Origin of the sequence: Methylophilus sp. Leaf408 (assembly GCF_916856905.1) — a bacterium.
GTDB lineage: Bacteria > Pseudomonadota > Gammaproteobacteria > Burkholderiales > Methylophilaceae > Methylophilus.
On record NZ_CAKASK010000002.1, the window covers coordinates 133,095 to 151,966 of the forward strand.

Genomic DNA, 18,872 nt, shown 5'->3' on the forward strand with positions numbered 1-18,872 from the left:
ATTCCCACCCACCACAATTTTATTTCAGTGAATAAAGTGCAAAACACGTGCCATTAGATTCATTTGCAATAAGAGACTGATTCTCAATTAGAAAAATTATTACTAGGGAATTTTTCCCGATTAAATTCAGGCTGAAAACAACCACATTTATACAAATTGGCTACTTATAACCACAATAAGGCAAAAATGGTTGTTCGGTAAAAAAGATTAACAGACTCCGCCGACACCAATTTAAGCTTTACATTGTAGTAGCTACAAACGTAAAAAAGCCTTAATCAATGATTTAAGTCTTTTTCAGTGTTGCTTATACATCTTATGGTGGGAGCCTGAACCGAATGTTGCGTTTAACACTAAATATTTAAGCCGTTCTAGGTAAATTATAAATATTTGTTACCCCCAAAGTTACCCCAATTTTTTAGAGATTACTTGCTAATAGCCATTGATCATCAAATTTTTAAGGCTAGTCCATTAGAACTAGTGAATTTAAGTCGGATGTCACAGAAGTAACATTTAATACCAAAGTAATTTATTCAGAAAAATAAATCATTCGAGGGGAAGTAATGTTTAGTTTCTTAGATAGTCATGGTCTGCAAAAATTTTTGATCGCAGGACTCATTGCCCTGAATAGTTTGAGCGCCAATGCTGAGTTAACCCCATTCAATTCAAATGGCGTTGATTTGGTTTATAGCTCAGTGAGTGATGTGACTTGGACTAAGGATGCTAATTTAATCTACAGTATGATTAACGATATAGGCTTTAATGAATTAGTTAGTAATGTTATTGCTGCAAACAGTACAACTAATTCACCCTTGAGTGTTTCAGATTTTGAGAATAGTCCGTTAGCCCGTTATGGATGGGTCTCTTGGGCTGGTGGAATGGCTTTTGCCAATTATTTGAATACTATTAATTACGGAGGAAGAAATAATTGGAGATTACCCACCGTAGCCAATACAAATATTGGATGGGGTTTGACCACTAATGACAATGTTAGAGGAGACGAGCTATCGGAGTTGTTTTACAAAGAACTTGGTGGCTCAGCCCTAGACAAACTGCCTGATACACCCATATTTGATAACGAGCAGTTTGACGCATATTGGACTGGAACAGAATTTAGTGCTAACTCTAAAAACGCATGGATTTTCATGAATAACGAAGGCAATCAACAAGTTATTAGCAAAACTAATTTTAGGATTTATGCTTGGTTTATAAGCCCCGGACAAACCTCAGCAGTGCCTGAATCTAAAAGCGTATTGATGTTATTTGCTGGCTTGGGATTGATTGGCTTAGTTGCAAGACGACGTAATTGCTACTCTTTGTAATTCCCACAAGCAACCCATCCAGTACTAATTAAATAGGCTTGTTAGAATGTTCACAATTCGTCAGTTGTTTTTCTCAGTTCTAGCAATTATTTCGATAAATGCTCAGGCAAAAGTTATCGTTGATACTGGTCCATCGGATGGCAATCTCGCACTGAACATTTATGATAAAGCTAATGGAGACTATCAAAAGCTTGCAGGAAATTTCTTTCTGGAAGATAGTTACAAAGTAACAGATATCTTTGCCAGTATCATATATTACGGCTCTAGCAATCCGAATGCTCTAATTAATGTCTCAGTTCACGCCGATCAAAATAACAAGCCAGGCGAGTCATTATTTTCTAGTCAACTAACTATACCTGCTACCCCACTTACCAGTTCTTACTCTCCTGATAAAGTTTTCGTAGCTCACACTATAGAATGGGTAGGGTTTAGCAATATATCATTATCATTAAATTCAGGCTCTTATTGGATTGTTTTTTCTGGTGTCCAAGGCGAGCCTACTGATATAGGATGGGGATTATTCGGAGCAACAAATCGGCTACCAACATATATGTATATGACCGATTCAATTGTAGGTTCTCCCCCATTTGAAATACTGCCGCATACGTGGGGTGATATGGGGGGTATTGGAGCAGGCCTAAAAATTATAGGCACTCCTCTTGCTGTGCCTGAGCCAGAAAACTTAGCAATGCTTCTAGCAGGTTTAGGTTTGTTGGGAGTTGCTGTTCCCCGCAATAAATAAGCATCATAAAGCTTCACAAATATAAGGCCGGTTACTCCGGCCTTTATTATTTGTAGTCCGCACTGGATTTAGGTTCCAGCGCCAACCTTTGGTGAAATTTCATTGAGATAATCTATGAGAGCTTTCAACTGGTCTTTATTGGTTGCCAAGGGATATCCCAACAGCTAACTTTGACAGTTCAGCTAACTTCGGGGTAAGTCCCGAGTGATATTGTTTTTTCTTTACCGTCTAAACGGTACTTCAAACGCCACCATTTTTCCACCGCCAGGATTGACGATCAAATATAAGCCACGCTCATCGTAGAGCTTGTATGGTTTATCGGCCGGTTTTGCATTTCGCAATGCGGTATCTGAAAGTGCCATTTTGGGGTAACTCCAAATGGGGTAAGTTGTGTTACCCCATTTGGAGTTACCCCTGTTTAATACTGGATGTCAAACGATGGCTTTGGACTATTTTGGACACAAAAAAGCCCGTAAGTCATTGATTTACGGGAAAAATTGGACGTCTTTGGACTGCTCTGAACTATTACATGGTGCCGGGAGCCGGAATCGAACCGGCACGCCTTGCGGCGCTGGATTTTGAGTCCAGTGCGTCTACCAGTTCCGCCATCCCGGCATGGGATATAATGTTGGACAACAAAGAAGCTATTATAACCATATTTTTGATTTATGAGAACTCTAGATTTCGATTTTCATCTCCCGCAGCACCTGATTGCACAACATCCTTTACCCAATCGTTCACAAAGTCGCCTGCTGGAAGTAGACGCAATTGCAAACACCATCCGGGACAATTTTTTTCGCCAGATCAGCGATTATTTTGAAGCTGGCGATGTGTTGGTGCTTAACGATACCAAGGTGATTAAAGCGCGGCTATTCGGGCAAAAAGCCACCGGCGGAAATATCGAGGTAATGATAGATCGCGTATTCAATACCCAGGAGGCTTACGCGCAAATCAAAGCTTCCCGCTCACCAAAAGCGGGCAGCCTGTTGCATTTGGCTAACAGCTACCAGGCAGAGGTGTTGGGACGTCATGCCGATATGTTTCATATCCGGCTGCTTGGCAATGAATCGTGGTATGACTTTCTGGAGCAGCATGGTCAACTGCCATTACCACCTTACATTGAACATGCAGCTGATACGGCTGATGACACCCGCTACCAGACGGTATTTGCCAAACATGAAGGCGCAGTAGCTGCGCCAACAGCAGGCCTGCATTTCGATGACGAGATGTTGAGTGCACTGAGCAACAAGGGTGTGCATGTATGCTATGTCACCTTGCATGTAGGCGCAGGCACTTTCCAGCCGGTGAAGGTAGATAATATTGCCGAGCATCACATGCATAGCGAGGTGTATCACCTGCCTGAAGAAACCATCGCTGCGATTCTGCATGCACGTGAAGCCGGCAAGCGCGTGACTGCAGTTGGCACGACTTCATTACGCACGCTGGAAAGTGTGGCGCGTGCAGAGAAACTTTTTGCCCACCATGGCGAAACCGATATTTTCATCACACCTGGATTTGAGTTTCAGTTGGTCGACCGCTTGATCACTAACTTTCACCTGCCGAAAAGCACATTAATGATGCTGGTTTCTGCCTTTGGCGGTTATGATTTACTGCGTCGCGCTTATACGCATGCCATTCAGGAATCTTACCGGTTTTTCAGTTATGGCGATGCCATGCTGATTACGCGTGCACCACTTAATAAAAAGAAGCGTTAATCAAAGCTGCATTAAACTTGCCGCTTAAAATAGCGTCTACCTAACACCCATAAACAGGATCACGGAGATATGCAATTGAATAAAAAATTACTCAGCGGTTTGGCACTGCTATGCCTGTCGCTTACCAGCCAGGCGGAAATTCTGCCGGAAGCAGAAGTCGGTATTAAAATCCCGCTCAGCAAAAAACCAACCACACGCCCGATGACTGTCGCTTATCTGCCCGGCAACCAACACTACTACATTGCGGATGGTGGCCTGGCGCCTATGGGTAGCGAGTTTGAAGCGCCCATTTCAAAATCAGAAGTGCATGCTTATACCGCTAATGGCCAATACGTGAATTCTGCCAAGCCGGGGTTTGATAACCGTTCGCTGTATTACAACGCAAACTCCAACAAGATTGAAACCATCACTTACAACATTTCTACAGCCGCTGGTTTTTCACCTAACACCGGTATCTTTAGCCTAGACGTGGACAACAAGGGTGAAGTGCTCACGAGCTCTAATGAGCTTTACCAGTTCAATCCTGCGTTTGGTGACGCAGGCACGATGCCGAGCTACGACCCGGCAACCAATCACTATTATGCCAAACAGGAACATGGCAACCTGGTGTTTGTGGTTGATGCGAAGCAGCGCGAGAAACTAAAAGAAATCAAGCTGGACTACAGCAAAGCGCAAGTGGTTTACGATGACGTCAGCGACCATTTTATTGCGTTTACCGGTGTTGCGGGTAACGAACTGGCCTTGCTTGATGTTGACCATAAAGCAGTGTTGATCTTTGACCTGAATGGGCAGTATGTCGGTAAAAGTGCGTTGCCTAAAACCATGAAGCTGCGTTCACACAACCATTTCAATGGCGCCGGTTACAGCAACGGCATGCTGTTTGTGTATCACGAGAACGAAGGCGAGTTTGGCACTTATTACGGATTCAAAGTAGTGAAGTAGCCATTTTAATGAATAAAAAACCGCGCAGCAGCGCGGTTTTTTATTCAATCAATCATGCCTTATTGGCTGGCAATATTCATTTTTAGCGGAGAGTCATAATGCCAGTGATTGCGCCAGGCACCCACCACCAGGTTAGGGTATTCCGGCTTGCCAAGGCTGCCGTTGTAGCGGCCTAGTGCACGGTAATAATCACCTCGTTCTATATCCAGGTAGTGACGCAAAATCGTGCAACCGTAACGCAGGTTCAGGCGCATATCAAACAGGTTATGTTCGTTGGCGCCTATGCTTTTCACCCAGAACGGCATCACCTGCATATAGCCACGGGCACCGACGCTGGAAACAGCATATTTCTTGAAACCGCTTTCAACCTGGATCAAGCCCAGCACCAGCTGCGGATCCAGGCCCGCGCGCGTCGCTTCATAATGCACTGACTTTAAAAAATCTTCGCGGTATTGTGTATCCGGCATGCGTTTTGTTAACCGCACTGACATTTCCTGCAACCATTGCTGTGCGGTTTGCTCGGTATCGAACAGCAAGCGAGGTGCTGCCACATCGCTGACTGATTTTTGCATCACAGATTTGACGCTGTTAGCTAACGGCTCTTCTTTCTGGTTACCGGCCAAGGTGAGTGACGACCATAACAACAGGCCGGTCAACATCATGGCAGCAGGTAAAAAGCGTGGTTTATTCATCTTGCCTATTCTATGCAATAGAGAAGCGATCCAGGCGCAGAACAGAAGCAATAAAGCCTACTAGTTAATGCCCAAGTTTGTCACGTAAAAACGCAACACTGTCAGCCAATTGCAAGTTCTGTGCCTCGGCATCGGTACGGCCTTTGTATTCCACTTTACCTTCGGCCAGACCACGGTCACCAATCACGATACGATGCGGGACGCCCATCAGGTCACTTTCAGCAAACATCACGCCCGGGCGCTCGCCGCGGTCATCCAGCAACACATCTACGCCAGCCTGCTGCAACTGCTTGTACAAATCAAACGCAGCTTGTTTCACTGCATCACTTTTATCCAGGCCAATCGGGCAGATCACCACATCAAACGGCGCCATGCTGCGAGGAAAAATAATGCCTTTGTCATCATGGCCCTGTTCAATCGCCGCGCCGACAATCCGTGACACACCAATACCGTAACAGCCCATTTCCATCACTTGCGACTGCCCGTTTTCGTCCAGGTAAGTCGCCTGCATGGCTTCAGAGTATTTGGTGCGCAACTGGAAGATATGCCCGACTTCAATGCCGCGACATAAATTCAGCGTGCCTTTACCATCCGGGCTGGCATCACCTGCCACCACGTTACGGATGTCAGCCACAATCACCGGTTCTGGCAAATCGCGGCCAAAATTGACTCCCGCCAAATGGAATTTAGGCTTATTGGCGCCGCACACAAAATCGCTTAACACTGCCACTGCCCTGTCGGCAATCACGCGCACATTGCCATTGACGCCGACCGGGCCGATAAAGCCTGGCGGGCAGCTTAAATTAGCGCGAATTTCTTCTTCAGTCGCCAGGCTGAAATTTTGTACGCCCTCCACTTTGCCGAATTTCACTTCGTTCAACTGGTGGTCGCCACGCAGTAAAGCCAGTGTGAATACTTCATCAACCATTAAAGCGACAGACTTGACCGTTTTAGCCACTGGTACTTCCAGCAGTTTAGCCACGTCTTCACAGGTGGTTTGCTTAGGGGTATCGACTTCACGCATGGCTTCAGTGGCGGCCGGGCGGCTGGTATTCGATATTGCTTCAGCCATCTCGACGTTAGCCGCATAATCAGAGTCTTCACAGTAAGCCAGAGCGTCTTCGCCGCTGTCGGCGAGTACATGAAACTCTTGCGAACCATCGCCACCAATCGCGCCGGAGTCGGCTTTTACTGCACGGAACTTGAGCCCTAACCGGGTAAACACATTGCTGTAAGCGGTGTGCATACTGTTGTAAGTTTCCACCAGGCAATCAACGCTGGTATGGAAAGAGTAAGCATCTTTCATCAGGAATTCACGGGCACGCATCACGCCGAACCGCGGACGGATCTCGTCACGGAATTTGGTCTGGATCTGGTAGAAATTCAGCGGTAATTGTTTGTAGCTGCTGATTTCCTTACGCGCGATGTCAGTAATCACTTCTTCGTGTGTCGGGCCAAAACAGAAGTCACGTTCGTGCCTGTCCTGGATTTTGAGCATCTGCGGGCCAAACACTGCCCAGCGACCGGTCTCTTCCCATAATTCTTTAGGTTGCACGGCTGGCATCAGTAATTCCAGTGCGCCTGCCTTGTTCATTTCGTCACGCACGATATTTTCTACTTTACGTAACACGCGCAAACCTAGTGGCATCCAGCTATACAGCCCGCTGCCTAACTTTTTGATAAGCCCGGCCCTGACCATCAGTTTATGGCTGATCAGTTCAGCATCTGAAGGTGCTTCTTTTTGGGTAGCAATGAAAAATTGTGATGCGCGCATAAGAATGGAGTTCTAACAGAATTCTAAAGGCCGAATTCTAGCCTTAAATGCGGCGCTAGTCAGCAAGTAAACAAGTCAGCAAATAAGCTGGGTTTATTCTCGATGGTGAATCGGGCTGTCTTCAGGAATATAGCCATCTTTCCATTGCGCCATCGGCACGATAGTCGCGGCATGACCATTATCGTAAAACCAGCTGTCGACCGCAAACTCAGCCTGGGTATCATTCTCGCGAATAACCGCAGTGCTATGTGGCCAGCCGGTAAAGAAGAATTTGCGGGTGCGGGTATCCTGAATGGTGTGAAAGCGTATCAAGCCCGCCTGCTGCATCAAACGCATATAGGTAGTGCTATTAATGGCCTCATCATTACAGTCTTGCTGGTGCTGGTAATCGCTATTGCCAAAGGTACCGGCGCGATCAGCAGCAGTGCCGGTTTTGGTGCCTACGATATCTTCCAGCATGCCGATGGCTTCGGCTATCTGGATGCGTTCTTGTTCAGCGGTTTCGGGGAGGGGAGAGAAGATTCTTAGTATATGATCCCACTCGGATTCAGCCAGTTTCAATGTATCTGAATGGGTGCAGCCACCTCCCTGGCAGATTTCGAATGACGTCAGGCTGGGCTGGGTGTGGTAGATGCGATAAATATCTTTTAAGTCAGCCTGCGCTGTGCCGGCTGCAATCAGTAATAAACCGCCCGACAAAACACTAGAGCACCAATACGTGATTGCAAAGCTCGTTGCGCGGAGTCGCTTGAGGCGGGAAGTATTCTGCAAGATGATCGCCAATTGCGGTAATGCCGTATGTAACGCCTTGTTCAAACTGCCCACTTCTAAACATCCCTTCCATTTGCTGGCAAATATGCTGCCAGCCCTGCGCTTGCAAGTGCCTGTGTATGCCACGGTCAGCGATAATCTCTACATCCTTGTCCGCCAGCATCAGGTAAATCAGCACGCCGTTGTTCTGTTCAGTATCCCAGATATTCAGTTGGCCGAACAGTTGTATCGCCCGTTGCCGTGGTGACACGCCTTGCAAAATGGCAGCAAGCGGCAGGCCGGACTCGATCACGACACGGATTTCACCGGCATGCAAATGCTCATTCGCTGCAATTGCGTGTTCGATATGTTGCAACGCAGACTCAGAGAAATGGCGTTTGACCTGCCATGGATGGCTGGTGAGATGACGGAAGAAACGTCTGAATGGGTGTACGGGTTTCATTACCAATCTCCTGATGCGCCACCGCCACCAAAACCGCCACCGCCGCCGCTGAATATATCGCGGCCGCCGCCTCCACCGCCGAAGCCGCCCGGGAATCCGCCTATCGGCAAACCACCCTGACCGCCGCCCATGGCCAGCGTGAAGATAAATGCGGCAAGGCCGACCAGCCCCATGACCAAAAGCGTTGCACCCAGGAAACCAGCGAGTACAGCTAAAGCACCGCCAGTGAGGGCACTACCAAAAAACGAGCCAAGCATGCCGCGCAAAATAGCGCCAAGAAAAATGGCAGCAAACATCAGGATAGGCAGCCAGTGCATCAAGCCCTGTTGCCCTGCCGCCGCTTGCCCTTTGGCAGGTGCCGGCAATTGTTCGCCCTGGATTAGTTTGATCAGGGTATCTGTCGCCACATGCAGGCCCTGGTAAAATTGGCCTTGTTTGAATGCAGGGCTGAGCTGTTCAGAAACAATGCGCTTGGCGACCGCATCCGGGATAGCGCCTTCAAGCCCATAACCGACCTCAATCCGCATTTTACGGTCTTGTTTGGCGACAATGACGATGACGCCATCATCCTGTTTTTCGCGGCCGATTTTCCAGGCATCAGCCAGGCGGATGCCAAATTGCGCGATATCTTCCGGTTGTGTGGTCGGCAATATCAGCACGGCAATTTGCGAACCGCTCTGTTGAGAAAACTGCGAAAGTTTTTCGTTGAGCGCTGTCTGCTCCTCTGCCGACAGCGTCTGCGTCAAATCAGTGACAGCGGCGCTTAGCGGCGGAATGTCGACCAGACCCTTGGCGGCATGTGCGCTGGCACCTGACAGTAACAGGCTGCAAACCAGCAGCACACGCAACCAAACCGACAGCATCAACTTCAAAGCCATCAACAATTACTTATCGCCAAAATCTACTTTTGGTGCAGATGAAATCGCTTTTTCATTCTCTACCGTAAAGGATGGTTTAGGCTGGTAGCCAAACATCATCGCGGTCAGGTTGTTGGGGAAACTACGCACCGTGACATTGTATTGCTTCACCGCCTCAATATAACGGTTGCGCGCCACAGTCACACGGTTTTCGGTACCTTCCAGTTGCGCTTGCAAATCACGGAAGCTGGCATCCGCTTTCAGGTTAGGGTAATTTTCAGACACCACCATCAGGCGCGATAACGCACTGGTCAACTGGCCTTGTGCGGCCTGGAATTTGGCAAACGCTTCAGGATCATTCAGCAATTCCGGCGTCACTTGCATGCTGCCAACTTTGGCGCGCGCTTCAGTGACTTCAGTCAGCACTTTTTCCTCATGACTGGCGTAGCCTTTCACGGTAGACACCAGGTTAGGCACCAGATCGGCACGGCGCTGATATTGGTTCAATACTTCAGACCAGCTTGCCTTGGTTTCTTCATCCAGCGATTGAAACTGGTTATAACCACAGCCAGAAAGCATTAACACTCCGGCTAACAATACAACCTTAAATATTTGACGCATCGTGATTTTCCTCATTAATAGTTTTGATTTATATGGGGGCCAGATCCCTGGCTACAACTAGCCCAGCCCGGTTTTATTTTTTCTGCAAGATTGATTGTGTCTGCTTCGCAACCAGCTTACTTTTCGGCGAGTAGCAGACACAAATCATGCCAGACTTCTTTTTTTAGCAAAGGATTGGCTAGCATGGCATCCGGATGATGCGTAATGACGTAGCGCATATCATCGTGCGTGAATAACTGGCCACGTATAGAAACGAGATCAGCGTGATTGGTTCCCAAAAAGGCATTGGCGGCTTCCAGGCCAAACAAAACAGCAAACCGGCTTTGTACTTGCGCAACTTTAAACGGCTGGTGAGAAACGTGTAATTCTTCAGGAGCCAGCTTTAAGGCACACACGATATTTTGCAGTAAAGCTTGCGCAGCAGCGTCATCAACTTTTGGGCACATTAAACACCAGGAGGATTTAATCAGTGGCGCAGGTGCAATCTCCGGTTGCTTGTTTTCAGGAATCTCCGCTATCGGCGCAGGCTCACTGCCAACCCTCAATTCAATGACTTGATCAGCGCCTATGGTTTCAATCAAAACCTGACTGCTTTGTTCAATGAGCGATTCTGTAGAAACCTCAGGGGAAGTTCTTACTGTAATCGCCGGCAATGTGCTTTCCGCTACTGGCGTGCGCAACCGCCAGACAGGCAACAACTCCAATTCCCGCAATATATCTTCGCGCCCCAGACTCACGGCATGCTCCTGTTTTGAATATCTCTCGTCAATCTTAAGCCCTTATAAGGCGAGCCCCATCAGCACGGCATCTTCACGCCCTGACTTGGTCGGGTAATAATTACGCCGAATGCCCATTTCACAAAAACCCATCGTCTCGTATAAAGCAATCGCTTTGGTATTGCTTTCACGCACTTCAAGAAACATATTAGCCGCAAGCCGATGCCTGGAAATTTCTATCATATGCGCAAGCAATGCTCTCCCCAACCCCTGCCCCTGATGCGTTTGTCCGACACTGATATTTAACAGATGCGCTTCATCCAGCACCATCATCACCAATGCATAACCTATGATTTCTCCGGACATTTCCATTACCCATGCACAGTAGCCAGAGTCCAGGGAGTCCTTGAAATTACCGTAGGTCCACGGGTGACTGTAAATTGTCGGCTCTATGCGGCAAACCGCGATCAGGTCTTCGTAAGACATGAGCCGGAATTGTGGCTGGTATTGAGGTAATGCACTCATTGATCTACCCTACAGTGTTTGCCCTTGTGCGCGCTCATCAGCGGTTAATGCGACACGGTTACGTATATAAAGCGGTGAGGCCTGCTGCGCGGACTGGGTATCTCCCGCAATAAATCCGGGGGTTGCAATCATTAGCATGGCCTTGGCCGTAGGCATGATTTCCGCGTGAATGTGGCTTATCTGCTGAGTATATTGTGCTGAGAGCACTTCACCAAATACAGCCCAGCCAGAACCTGCCGCCAACCAGCCATCACCCGCAATCGCTGGCACCTCCTGCGGCTTGCACACCACCGGCGGCGAAACCTCTAGCCAGCCATGCTGTTGTTTGATTAACGCGGCATGGTATACCTCGCCCATCCGGGCATCCAGACACACCAGCACTTTTTCAGCCCCGGTTTCCAGCCAGGCTGCCTGCGCCACCGCCTGCACAGAGCTCACCCCAACCACAGGCAGGTCAGCCCCAAAAGCCAAACCCTGGGTGACGCCTACCGCTACCCGTACGCCTGTGAAAGCGCCTGGACCGGTGCCATAGACAATACCATCCAGTTCGGCCAGTTTTGCGCCGGCTCTTGCCAGCAAACGCTGAATTTCGGGCAGGATTCGCTGTGAAGCTGCAGGCCCTGTTGCTTCATGGAAAGAAATAAGGCCAGCTTCGGTTTGCAAGGCCAGTGAGAGGAATTCGGTAGAAGATTCGATGGCGAGTAATTTCATGATAGTGATTGTTGATCAAACACGATTTGACATCATCGGTAGAATCAATGAATTCTTTTAATAGCTATGCTGCACGGCCGGAAACTGACCGCCTTTCACAGCTTGAACGTAATTTATGATCGCTTTCTCTATGTTACCAGTCTGGCCCAGGAAATTTTGTGCAAACCTTGGCGCTTTGTAATCTTGAGGATTTTTTTCTGCCGGCCCTGTATAAATACCCAATAAATCCTGCAACACCAGCACTTGGCCACTACAGCCTGCACCAGCGCCTATGCCTATAGTAGGGACGGAAATAGTTTCTGTAATGTGGGCCGCCAATGCTGCCGGCACCATTTCAAACAGCACCATGCTTGCTCCAGCCGCCGCCATCTCTTGCGCATCTTTTAATATCACCTGGCCTGCTGCTTCAGTTTTTCCCTGGATTTTATACCCACCGAGTTTTTCTACCGATTGCGGTGTGAATCCCAGGTGCGCACACACAGGCACACCATTTTCAACCAGGTAGCGGGCGGTTTCCACCATGTGACCACCACCTTCAATCTTGACGATATGTGCGCCAGCCTCAATCAAGGCCTGTGCATTTTGCAGGGCATCTGCGAGGTCATGCTCGTAACTATCAACCGGCATATCGCTCATGATCACGGCACCAGGCGCTCCCTTAGCAACAATACGGGTGTGATACAGCATATCTTGCATGGTGACGCCCAGAGTACTATCACCCCCTTGTATGACCATCCCTAATGAGTCACCTACCAGCAGCATGTCCACACCAGCCAAATGCATCAACTTGGCAAAAGTAGCGTCATAACATGTCAACATGGCGATTTTATCGCCGGACATTGCACGTGATAAGAGAGCGTTTAGCATAATTGGAAGAGACTTTTAAATGCTTGTACCGGATAAAATCCAGAACCAGCGGAACATGTATTACATGAGGATGTTGAGCACCGCGCAATACAGGAGTTTGCACGCAGATGCATTTAATTAAAAGTTAGGATTAAAGTATTCGCGGCTGCTCTTGATCTGGTTGATCCGCTCAATCAGCAAATTGAAAGCTTCCGCGTCTTTAATGATATTGAGCTTTTCATTGTTGACGATCAGCAAGGGCGAGGCGTCATAGGTATGAAAAAACTCACTGTAGGCTTCTGCCAGCCGGGCAATATATTCGCGCGGCATATCCTGTTCGTAACTAATGTTGCGCTCTTCTATCCGGTCAACCAGCGCATCGATAGGTGTTTGCAAATACACCACGAGATCAGGCTTGGGCGCTTTGAGTTGCAGGTGCTGGTAAATCTGGTGATACAGAGAGTACTCTTCATCATCCAGATTCAGGCGTGCAAACAGCGGGTCTTTTTCGAGGAAGAAATCAGATACGGTTGGCTGGCCAAACATGTCGCGTTGCGCCATGTCTTCAATCTGGCGTGAACGCTGGAACAGGAAAAACAGCTGCGTCGGTAAGGCGTAACGCTGGGCATCCTGGTAAAAACGGGTCAGGAAAGGATTGGACTCAGCTTTTTCGGATAGCAGTTCTACCGAGAACTTGTCTGCCAGCATGCGTGCCAGCGTAGTCTTGCCACTGCCTATCGGGCCTTCGATTACAACATAAGGAAAACGGGTAAACATTGTTATTGCTCGTTCAGCTAAATTAATCAGTGATCCAGTTTTTGTGCGTCCAGTTTTCGCACATCATCATGCGGGAACTCTGCTGCCCATTCTACAACAGTCTGTCCGTCTGGCAGTACAAAGTCGGGCACAATTTCAGCCAGTGGCAAAATAACAAAGCCACGTTCATGCATGCGTGGATGTGGCAAGGTGAGAAGTGAAGTCTGCATGCGCATACCGGCATAATCGAGAAGATCGAGGTCTAGAATCCGCGGGGCATTGGGGAAAGGCCGCTCACGCCCGAATGTTTGTTCAATCGTCAGCAGTAACTGCATCAGCTCTGGCGCTGGAATTTCGGTAGCCACCTGAATGACTGTATTGATAAAGTCAGGCTGGTTATCGTAGCCTACCGGCGCCGTGGCATACAGGCTGGAAGCTTTCACTAAGCTCAAACCTGGCGTTTGTGATAACACCTGGATGGCGTTGGCTACCTGCACCTGCGGCTGCTGCAAATTGCTGCCGAGCGCAATCAAGGCCAGGGCCATTACGCCGACTCACCATTCGTAGCTGCCGGTTTTTTCTTGCGTGGCCGGCGACGGCGTTTTTGCAAGCCGCTGTCAGGTAACAGCATACTGGTGCGCTCTTCGGTGCCGGCGTCAGCAAATCTCGTCCACCATTCACCAAGCTCTTCAGGCAACTCACCAGAGGCACAGCGCAATAACAGGAAGTCGTAACCTGCCCGATATTTCGGGTTGGTCAGCAAGGCATATGGACGTTTGCCGGAGCGCTGTTCAAAGCGTGGCTGCATGGCCCAGATTTCTTTCATGGTGGCAGTGTAGCGATTATGGATCGCCATTTTCTCACCCTGTTTATCAATGATTTCATTCATTGCCAGGTGCAAGGCCGGAATCAAAGGCTCACCACGCTTCTGATTTTCCAGCCAGGCTTGCAAAACTTCATGCCATAGCAAGGTCGCAAACAAGAAACTCGGATTGGAAGACTTGCCAGCCAGAATGCGATCATCGGTATTTTTCAGGGCCAGCATGACGAATTTTTCGCCTAGCGGTTGTTCCAGCACCACGTCCAGCAAAGGCAATAATCCATGATGCAAATGCTGAGCCCGTAGTGCACCGATGCTCTCAATCGCATGCCCGGATAAAAACAGCTTCAGCATTTCATCAAACAGGCGGCTAGGCGGTACATCTTCCAGCAAGTCTGCCAGTTTGCGTATCGGGGCTTCGGTGGTCTGCTCGAGTTTTAACCCCAGCTTGGCCGACAGACGTACGGCGCGTAACATACGCACCGGATCTTCCTGATAGCGCTTGACCGGGTCGCCAATAATACGCAAGGTTTTGGCACGGATATCCGCCACACCATTGTGGAAGTCCAGCACTTCATGGCGTTTGGGATCGTAGTAAAGCGCGTTGGCGGTAAAATCGCGCCTGACGGCATCTTCTTCAATCGAGCCAAAAATATTGTCACGGATAATGCGGCCACTGTCATTGGTCTCTCCATCGCCCTCGCTTTGGTGGTGGCCGCGGAAAGTGGATACTTCTATCGTTTCCTGCCCCCATAACACGTGCACCAGGCGAAAACGGCGGCCAATAATACGCGAACGGCGGAATGTCTTATGCACCTGCTCCGGCGTGGCATTGGTGGCAATATCAAAGTCTTTTGGCGGGTGGTTAAGCAGCAAATCGCGTACAGCACCACCAACGATATAGGCCTCAAATCCGGCTTTTTGCAGGCCGTCACAGGTTTTCAGTGCGGCCTGGCTAATCAGCTTGGGATTGATCTTGTGTTTGCTGGCCGTAATCACCTGCACCGCAGATGATTTACCTTTTTTTGAAGTTTGGCCAGGCTCGGAGGTTTGACCTGGTGGCAGACCGCGTTTGCCAAATACTTTTTGCAGAAATTGTTTAATCATTACTCAGTGAACATCAGCGCATCATGCGCATTAAAGTTTATGTTGGTTATTCCAAAGCACATCCGGCACACCGGCATGCCGATTCAAGGTACGACATAATACAAACAACAGGTCCGACAAGCGATTCAGGTATTGCAGATTGACTGCCGTGACTGGTGATTGCGCATGCAAGGCATGCAACACACGCTCGGCACGGCGGCACACAGTACGTGCCAGATGACACACTGCCGAAGCACGGCTACCGCCCGGCAATATAAACTCTTTCAGTGGGCTCAACTCGGCATTCCAGCGATCCAGAACCTGTTCCAGGATAGCAACGCGCCCGGCCTGCATAAAGGTATGTCCAGGCATACTGAGCTCGCCACCCATATCAAACAAATCATGCTGGATCGCTTCCAGCTGCTCGCGGACGTCGGCGTGCAACTCCTCCACCAGCAACATTCCCAGCACGGCATTCAGCTCATCGACTTCACCCATCGCCTGCACGCGCAGGTCAAACTTGGCAACCCGCGAGCCATCGCCAAGGCCAGTGGTGCCACTGTCTCCGGTACGTGTGTAAATCTTGCTCAACCGATTGGCCATTCCTGAAACCTGACTAAAATCCTATATAATCCGCTCATTATAAATCAACCCGTGCCATTTCGATGTGCCCAGCGATTGCAGTCAGTGCCCCGGTTGGCGTAATGGATTCAGGCGTGGGCGGACTTACCGTCCTCAAGCACCTGACACGCCAGCTTCCGCACGAGCATTTCATCTATTTTGCCGATAGTGCCTATGCGCCTTATGGCAACCAATCTGCGGTAAAAATTCAACAACGGTGCTTTACGATCGCCGAAACCTTGATTGCTCAAGGTGCCAAAGCCCTGGTTGTCGCCTGCAATACTGCCACCGCCGCAGCCATCACCCCGATGCGTGAGCATTTTCCCTTACCGATTATCGGCATGGAACCCGCGGTCAAACCGGCGGCTGCGGCCAGTAAAAACAATATCATCGGCGTACTCGCCACCACGGGCACTTTACAGAGCGCACAGTTTGCGGCTTTGCTCGAGCATTACGGACATGGTGTGCAAGTGGTAACACAAGCGTGTGTCGGCCTTGTTGAACGCATAGAACAAGGTTTACTCGACCAGCCTGAAACAATCACCCTGTTAAACACTTATTGCCAGCCGCTGATCGATGCCGGTGCCGATACAATTGTACTGGGCTGTACCCACTATCCCTTTGTGCGCACCCACATTCAAAAAATTGTCGGGCCTGATGTCACATTGATTGATACTGGTGCGGCGGTTGCCAAGCGTTTACAACAGATATTGACCCAACAAGATTTACTGAACACAACCAGTGATCAAGGCCAATTGCAATTTTTAACCAGTGGTAAAGAAGAGACGCAAGCTATCATGCGGCAGCTCTGGCAAATGCTTTAAGTGAATAAACAAAACCCACGCATTGCGTGGGTTTTATTTAAGTAAAGACTCAGTGGTGGTGCACTTGTGTGCCTGGTTTAAGCTTGAATCTGGTGCCGCAATAAGGGCAGGCTACTTGACCTGTTTTCGCCACATCCAGAAACACACGCGGGTGTGAAGCCCACAAAGCGACTTCCTTGGTTGGGCAATGTAGTGGCAAATCGTTACCGTCTACTTCAAACTCTTTTACATCAGACATTCAGCTTCTCCCGCACATAGCCATTTAGTGACTTGAAACCTTTAAGAACTTAAACCAAGGTCAGCCAATGTTCATATTTGGCATTTTTACCTTTAACTACATCAAAGTACAGGCTTTGCAGTTTTTCGGTGATCGGGCCACGTGAGCCTTCACCAATGGCGCGGTTATCCAGTTCACGGATAGGCGTCACTTCAGCTGCCGTACCGGTAAAGAATGCTTCATCAGCACTATAAACCTCATCGCGGGTAATACGTTTTTCAATCACTTCTAGGCCAAGCTCATCTTTAGCCAATGTGATAATGGTGTCGCGGGTGATGCCTTCCAGTGCAGAGGTTAAATCTGGGGTGTACAGCTTGCCATTACGGATAATGAAAATGTTCTCGCCGGAACCTTCAGCCACAAAACCATCCACGTCCAGCAGTAACGCTTCCTGGTAACCATCTTGTGCGGCTTCCTGATGTGCCAGGATGCTGTTCATATAGTTGCCGTTCGCTTTAGCCTTACACATGGTGATATTCACGTGGTGACGTGCAAAAGAAGAAGTTTTCACGCGGATACCTTTGGTAATTGCTTCTTCACCCATATACGCACCCCAGCTCCAGGCTCCGACAATCACGTGGGTCGATAAGGTTTTGGCAGAAATACCCATCGCCTCGGCACCATAAAATGCCATCGGGCGCATATAAGCAGATTCAAGATTGTTTTCGCGTACGGCTGCTCGCTGTGCTTCAATCAGGGTCGCTTTATCAAACGGCATTTTCATGCCCAGAATATGCGCACTGCGGAATAAACGGTCGGTATGCTCTTTCAAACGGAAAATAGCCGTGCCTTTATCTGTTTTGTAAGCGCGCACGCCTTCAAACACGCCCATGCCATAATGCAAAGTGTGGGTTAATACATGGGTAGTGGCATCACGCCAGTTGACCATTTTGCCGTCGTACCAGATAACGCCGTCACGGTCTGCCATCGAACTCGGTATTGCCATTTAAACTCGCCCTTAATCCGTCTATCGTCAAAAACCAGTATTGTAAACCAATCTGCACGCTTTTCGCCTATGCTAAAATCCATTTCAATGATGATTTACAAGGATTTTTGTATGCGCACCCGTTTCACGTGGCTTTGGTTAATCGCAGCATTAGTGACTGGTCTGCTCGCCGGGTGCCAACCTGACAAAACGGCTACCTTTATTGGCACTGACCTCACCGGCACCCAGTTTGGCAAACCTTTGAGCCTGACTGACCATACCGGCAAGTTACGCAGTATCAATAATTTTAAAGGCAAGGTAGTGGTACTATTTTTCGGCTATACCCACTGTCCGGATGTGTGCCCGACCACCATGAGCGACCTCAAGCAAACCATGAAATTGCTGGGAGACAAGGCTAATGATGTGCAGGTGCTGTTTGTGACTGTAGACCCTGAGCGCGACACGCAGGAAGTGCTGGCGCAATTTGTACCTGGCTTTGATGCACGTTTTATTGGCCTGCGGGGCACACCCGAGGAAGTCGCCGCCAACCTGGCCGAATATAAAGTCTATGCTGCTAAAGTGAGTGAGGCAGGCCAGGACGGCTACACCATGGACCATAGTGCAGGGTTATATGTGTTTGATAAAACAGGCGCACCGCGCATTTACCTGGGGTATGGGGAAAAACCGGCCAATATCGCGCATGACTTGCAGCTGCTAATCTAGTATTGAGCAGACTTTCGATAATTCTAAGAAATACTGGATCAAGAACGATTTTCATTTATATTAGTGTTTAAAAACTCATTTTAAATCAATAAGTTACATCATATTTTTTATTGCATACTTTTCATTTTCCTGTATCATGCATTTCATTGAAAATGCATACAGGAGCC

Annotated in this window: 24 protein-coding genes and 1 tRNA gene; 6 read left to right on the plus strand and 19 right to left on the minus strand. The window is 48.7% G+C overall.

From position 1 onward, the window contains the following. The first annotated feature begins 560 nt into the window (after nucleotides 1-560). Both LPA26_RS11430 and LPA26_RS11435 read left to right on the plus strand, forming a co-directional pair. Nucleotides 561-1,319, plus strand: coding sequence for a DUF1566 domain-containing protein (locus tag LPA26_RS11430; RefSeq protein ID WP_229008446.1), 759 nt, complete (start codon nucleotides 561-563; stop codon nucleotides 1,317-1,319). A 46-nt stretch (nucleotides 1,320-1,365) separates the two neighbouring features. After that, nucleotides 1,366-2,061: a hypothetical protein gene (locus LPA26_RS11435; protein ID WP_229008447.1), complete on the plus strand. Its 696-nt coding sequence runs from the start codon at nucleotides 1,366-1,368 to the stop codon at nucleotides 2,059-2,061. Nucleotides 2,062-2,239: 178 nt separating this feature from the next. On the opposite strand, the gene LPA26_RS14360 is transcribed toward LPA26_RS11435, so the two are convergent. The 3 genes from LPA26_RS14360 to LPA26_RS11445 form a co-directional block, all read right to left on the minus strand. Next, entirely contained in the window at nucleotides 2,240-2,305 is a 66-nt protein-coding gene (locus LPA26_RS14360; RefSeq protein WP_370634380.1) for a hypothetical protein, read from the minus strand. Next, the gene (locus LPA26_RS11440; protein WP_229008448.1) at nucleotides 2,283-2,423 is read right to left on the minus strand and encodes an Arm DNA-binding domain-containing protein; all 141 of its coding nucleotides are present in this window, start codon (nucleotides 2,421-2,423) and stop codon (nucleotides 2,283-2,285) included. The genes LPA26_RS14360 and LPA26_RS11440 overlap by 23 nt, the downstream gene beginning before the upstream one ends. 168 nt (nucleotides 2,424-2,591) lie before the next feature. After that, nucleotides 2,592-2,676: transfer RNA gene (locus LPA26_RS11445), tRNA-Leu, on the minus strand. A 53-nt stretch (nucleotides 2,677-2,729) separates the two neighbouring features. Between LPA26_RS11445 and queA the strand changes: the two genes are divergently transcribed. Together queA and LPA26_RS11455 are read left to right on the plus strand one after the other, a co-directional pair. Next, nucleotides 2,730-3,776, plus strand: coding sequence for a tRNA preQ1(34) S-adenosylmethionine ribosyltransferase-isomerase QueA (queA, locus tag LPA26_RS11450; protein ID WP_229008449.1), 1,047 nt, complete (start codon nucleotides 2,730-2,732; stop codon nucleotides 3,774-3,776). Between the two features lie 69 nt (nucleotides 3,777-3,845). Further along, complete coding sequence (locus tag LPA26_RS11455) at nucleotides 3,846-4,718, plus strand: hypothetical protein (protein WP_229008450.1); 873 nt, start codon at nucleotides 3,846-3,848, stop codon at nucleotides 4,716-4,718. A gap of 59 nt (nucleotides 4,719-4,777) precedes the next feature. Here LPA26_RS11455 and LPA26_RS11460 read toward each other — a convergent pair whose 3' ends face one another. The 14 genes from LPA26_RS11460 to LPA26_RS11525 all read right to left on the minus strand — a co-directional run bounded on the left by LPA26_RS11460 (nucleotide 4,778) and on the right by LPA26_RS11525 (nucleotide 15,938). Continuing rightward, the gene (locus tag LPA26_RS11460; RefSeq protein WP_370634381.1) at nucleotides 4,778-5,380 is read right to left on the minus strand and encodes a lytic transglycosylase domain-containing protein; all 603 of its coding nucleotides are present in this window, start codon (nucleotides 5,378-5,380) and stop codon (nucleotides 4,778-4,780) included. 94 nt (nucleotides 5,381-5,474) lie between these two features. After that, nucleotides 5,475-7,184: a proline--tRNA ligase gene (locus tag LPA26_RS11465; protein ID WP_229008452.1), complete on the minus strand. Its 1,710-nt coding sequence runs from the start codon at nucleotides 7,182-7,184 to the stop codon at nucleotides 5,475-5,477. 93 nt (nucleotides 7,185-7,277) lie between these two features. Beyond that, complete coding sequence (locus LPA26_RS11470; RefSeq protein ID WP_229008453.1) at nucleotides 7,278-7,883, minus strand: hypothetical protein; 606 nt, start codon at nucleotides 7,881-7,883, stop codon at nucleotides 7,278-7,280. A gap of 4 nt (nucleotides 7,884-7,887) precedes the next feature. Further along, complete coding sequence (locus LPA26_RS11475) at nucleotides 7,888-8,397, minus strand: TPM domain-containing protein (RefSeq protein WP_229008454.1); 510 nt, start codon at nucleotides 8,395-8,397, stop codon at nucleotides 7,888-7,890. Next, on the minus strand, nucleotides 8,397-9,275 hold the full coding sequence (locus tag LPA26_RS11480; RefSeq protein WP_229008455.1) for a YgcG family protein: 879 nt from the start codon (nucleotides 9,273-9,275) through the stop codon (nucleotides 8,397-8,399). Before LPA26_RS11480 ends, LPA26_RS11475 begins: the two co-directional genes overlap by 1 nt. Nucleotides 9,276-9,281: 6 nt before the next feature. After that, complete coding sequence (locus LPA26_RS11485) at nucleotides 9,282-9,875, minus strand: LemA family protein (protein WP_088178535.1); 594 nt, start codon at nucleotides 9,873-9,875, stop codon at nucleotides 9,282-9,284. A gap of 116 nt (nucleotides 9,876-9,991) precedes the next feature. Beyond that, nucleotides 9,992-10,612, minus strand: coding sequence for a hypothetical protein (locus tag LPA26_RS11490; protein ID WP_229008456.1), 621 nt, complete (start codon nucleotides 10,610-10,612; stop codon nucleotides 9,992-9,994). A gap of 42 nt (nucleotides 10,613-10,654) precedes the next feature. After that, nucleotides 10,655-11,116, minus strand: coding sequence for a ribosomal protein S18-alanine N-acetyltransferase (gene rimI / locus LPA26_RS11495; protein ID WP_229008457.1), 462 nt, complete (start codon nucleotides 11,114-11,116; stop codon nucleotides 10,655-10,657). A gap of 9 nt (nucleotides 11,117-11,125) precedes the next feature. Beyond that, nucleotides 11,126-11,827 carry a tRNA (adenosine(37)-N6)-threonylcarbamoyltransferase complex dimerization subunit type 1 TsaB gene (gene tsaB / locus LPA26_RS11500; RefSeq protein ID WP_229008458.1) on the minus strand — a complete coding sequence of 234 codons (702 nt, stop codon included), beginning with the start codon at nucleotides 11,825-11,827 and terminating at the stop codon, nucleotides 11,126-11,128. Between the two features lie 57 nt (nucleotides 11,828-11,884). Next, the gene (gene panB / locus LPA26_RS11505) at nucleotides 11,885-12,694 is read right to left on the minus strand and encodes a 3-methyl-2-oxobutanoate hydroxymethyltransferase (protein ID WP_229008459.1); all 810 of its coding nucleotides are present in this window, start codon (nucleotides 12,692-12,694) and stop codon (nucleotides 11,885-11,887) included. A 117-nt stretch (nucleotides 12,695-12,811) separates the two neighbouring features. Beyond that, nucleotides 12,812-13,450 carry a deoxynucleoside kinase gene (locus LPA26_RS11510; protein ID WP_082488035.1) on the minus strand — a complete coding sequence of 213 codons (639 nt, stop codon included), beginning with the start codon at nucleotides 13,448-13,450 and terminating at the stop codon, nucleotides 12,812-12,814. A 26-nt stretch (nucleotides 13,451-13,476) separates the two neighbouring features. Continuing rightward, nucleotides 13,477-13,974, minus strand: coding sequence for a 2-amino-4-hydroxy-6-hydroxymethyldihydropteridine diphosphokinase (folK, locus tag LPA26_RS11515; RefSeq protein ID WP_229008460.1), 498 nt, complete (start codon nucleotides 13,972-13,974; stop codon nucleotides 13,477-13,479). Continuing rightward, nucleotides 13,974-15,356, minus strand: coding sequence for a polynucleotide adenylyltransferase PcnB (gene pcnB / locus LPA26_RS11520; RefSeq protein WP_229008461.1), 1,383 nt, complete (start codon nucleotides 15,354-15,356; stop codon nucleotides 13,974-13,976). The genes folK and pcnB overlap by 1 nt, the downstream gene beginning before the upstream one ends. Nucleotides 15,357-15,386: 30 nt before the next feature. Next, complete coding sequence (locus LPA26_RS11525; RefSeq protein ID WP_055827873.1) at nucleotides 15,387-15,938, minus strand: cob(I)yrinic acid a,c-diamide adenosyltransferase; 552 nt, start codon at nucleotides 15,936-15,938, stop codon at nucleotides 15,387-15,389. Between the two features lie 62 nt (nucleotides 15,939-16,000). Between LPA26_RS11525 and murI the strand changes: the two genes are divergently transcribed. Next, nucleotides 16,001-16,780, plus strand: a complete 780-nt coding sequence (gene murI / locus LPA26_RS11530) for a glutamate racemase (protein ID WP_229008462.1) — start codon at nucleotides 16,001-16,003, stop codon at nucleotides 16,778-16,780. 49 nt (nucleotides 16,781-16,829) lie between these two features. On the opposite strand, the gene LPA26_RS11535 is transcribed toward murI, so the two are convergent. After that, the gene (locus LPA26_RS11535; protein WP_055870107.1) at nucleotides 16,830-17,018 is read right to left on the minus strand and encodes a zinc-finger domain-containing protein; all 189 of its coding nucleotides are present in this window, start codon (nucleotides 17,016-17,018) and stop codon (nucleotides 16,830-16,832) included. A gap of 49 nt (nucleotides 17,019-17,067) precedes the next feature. Then, a complete protein-coding gene (locus tag LPA26_RS11540) occupies nucleotides 17,068-17,985 on the minus strand; it encodes a branched-chain amino acid transaminase (RefSeq protein WP_370634382.1) in 918 nt (305 codons plus the stop codon). 129 nt (nucleotides 17,986-18,114) lie between these two features. Between LPA26_RS11540 and LPA26_RS11545 the strand changes: the two genes are divergently transcribed. After that, nucleotides 18,115-18,705 (plus strand): SCO family protein, encoded by a 591-nt coding sequence (locus LPA26_RS11545; RefSeq protein WP_229008464.1) that lies wholly within the window; start codon nucleotides 18,115-18,117, stop codon nucleotides 18,703-18,705. The last annotated feature ends 167 nt before the right edge of the window (nucleotides 18,706-18,872 follow it).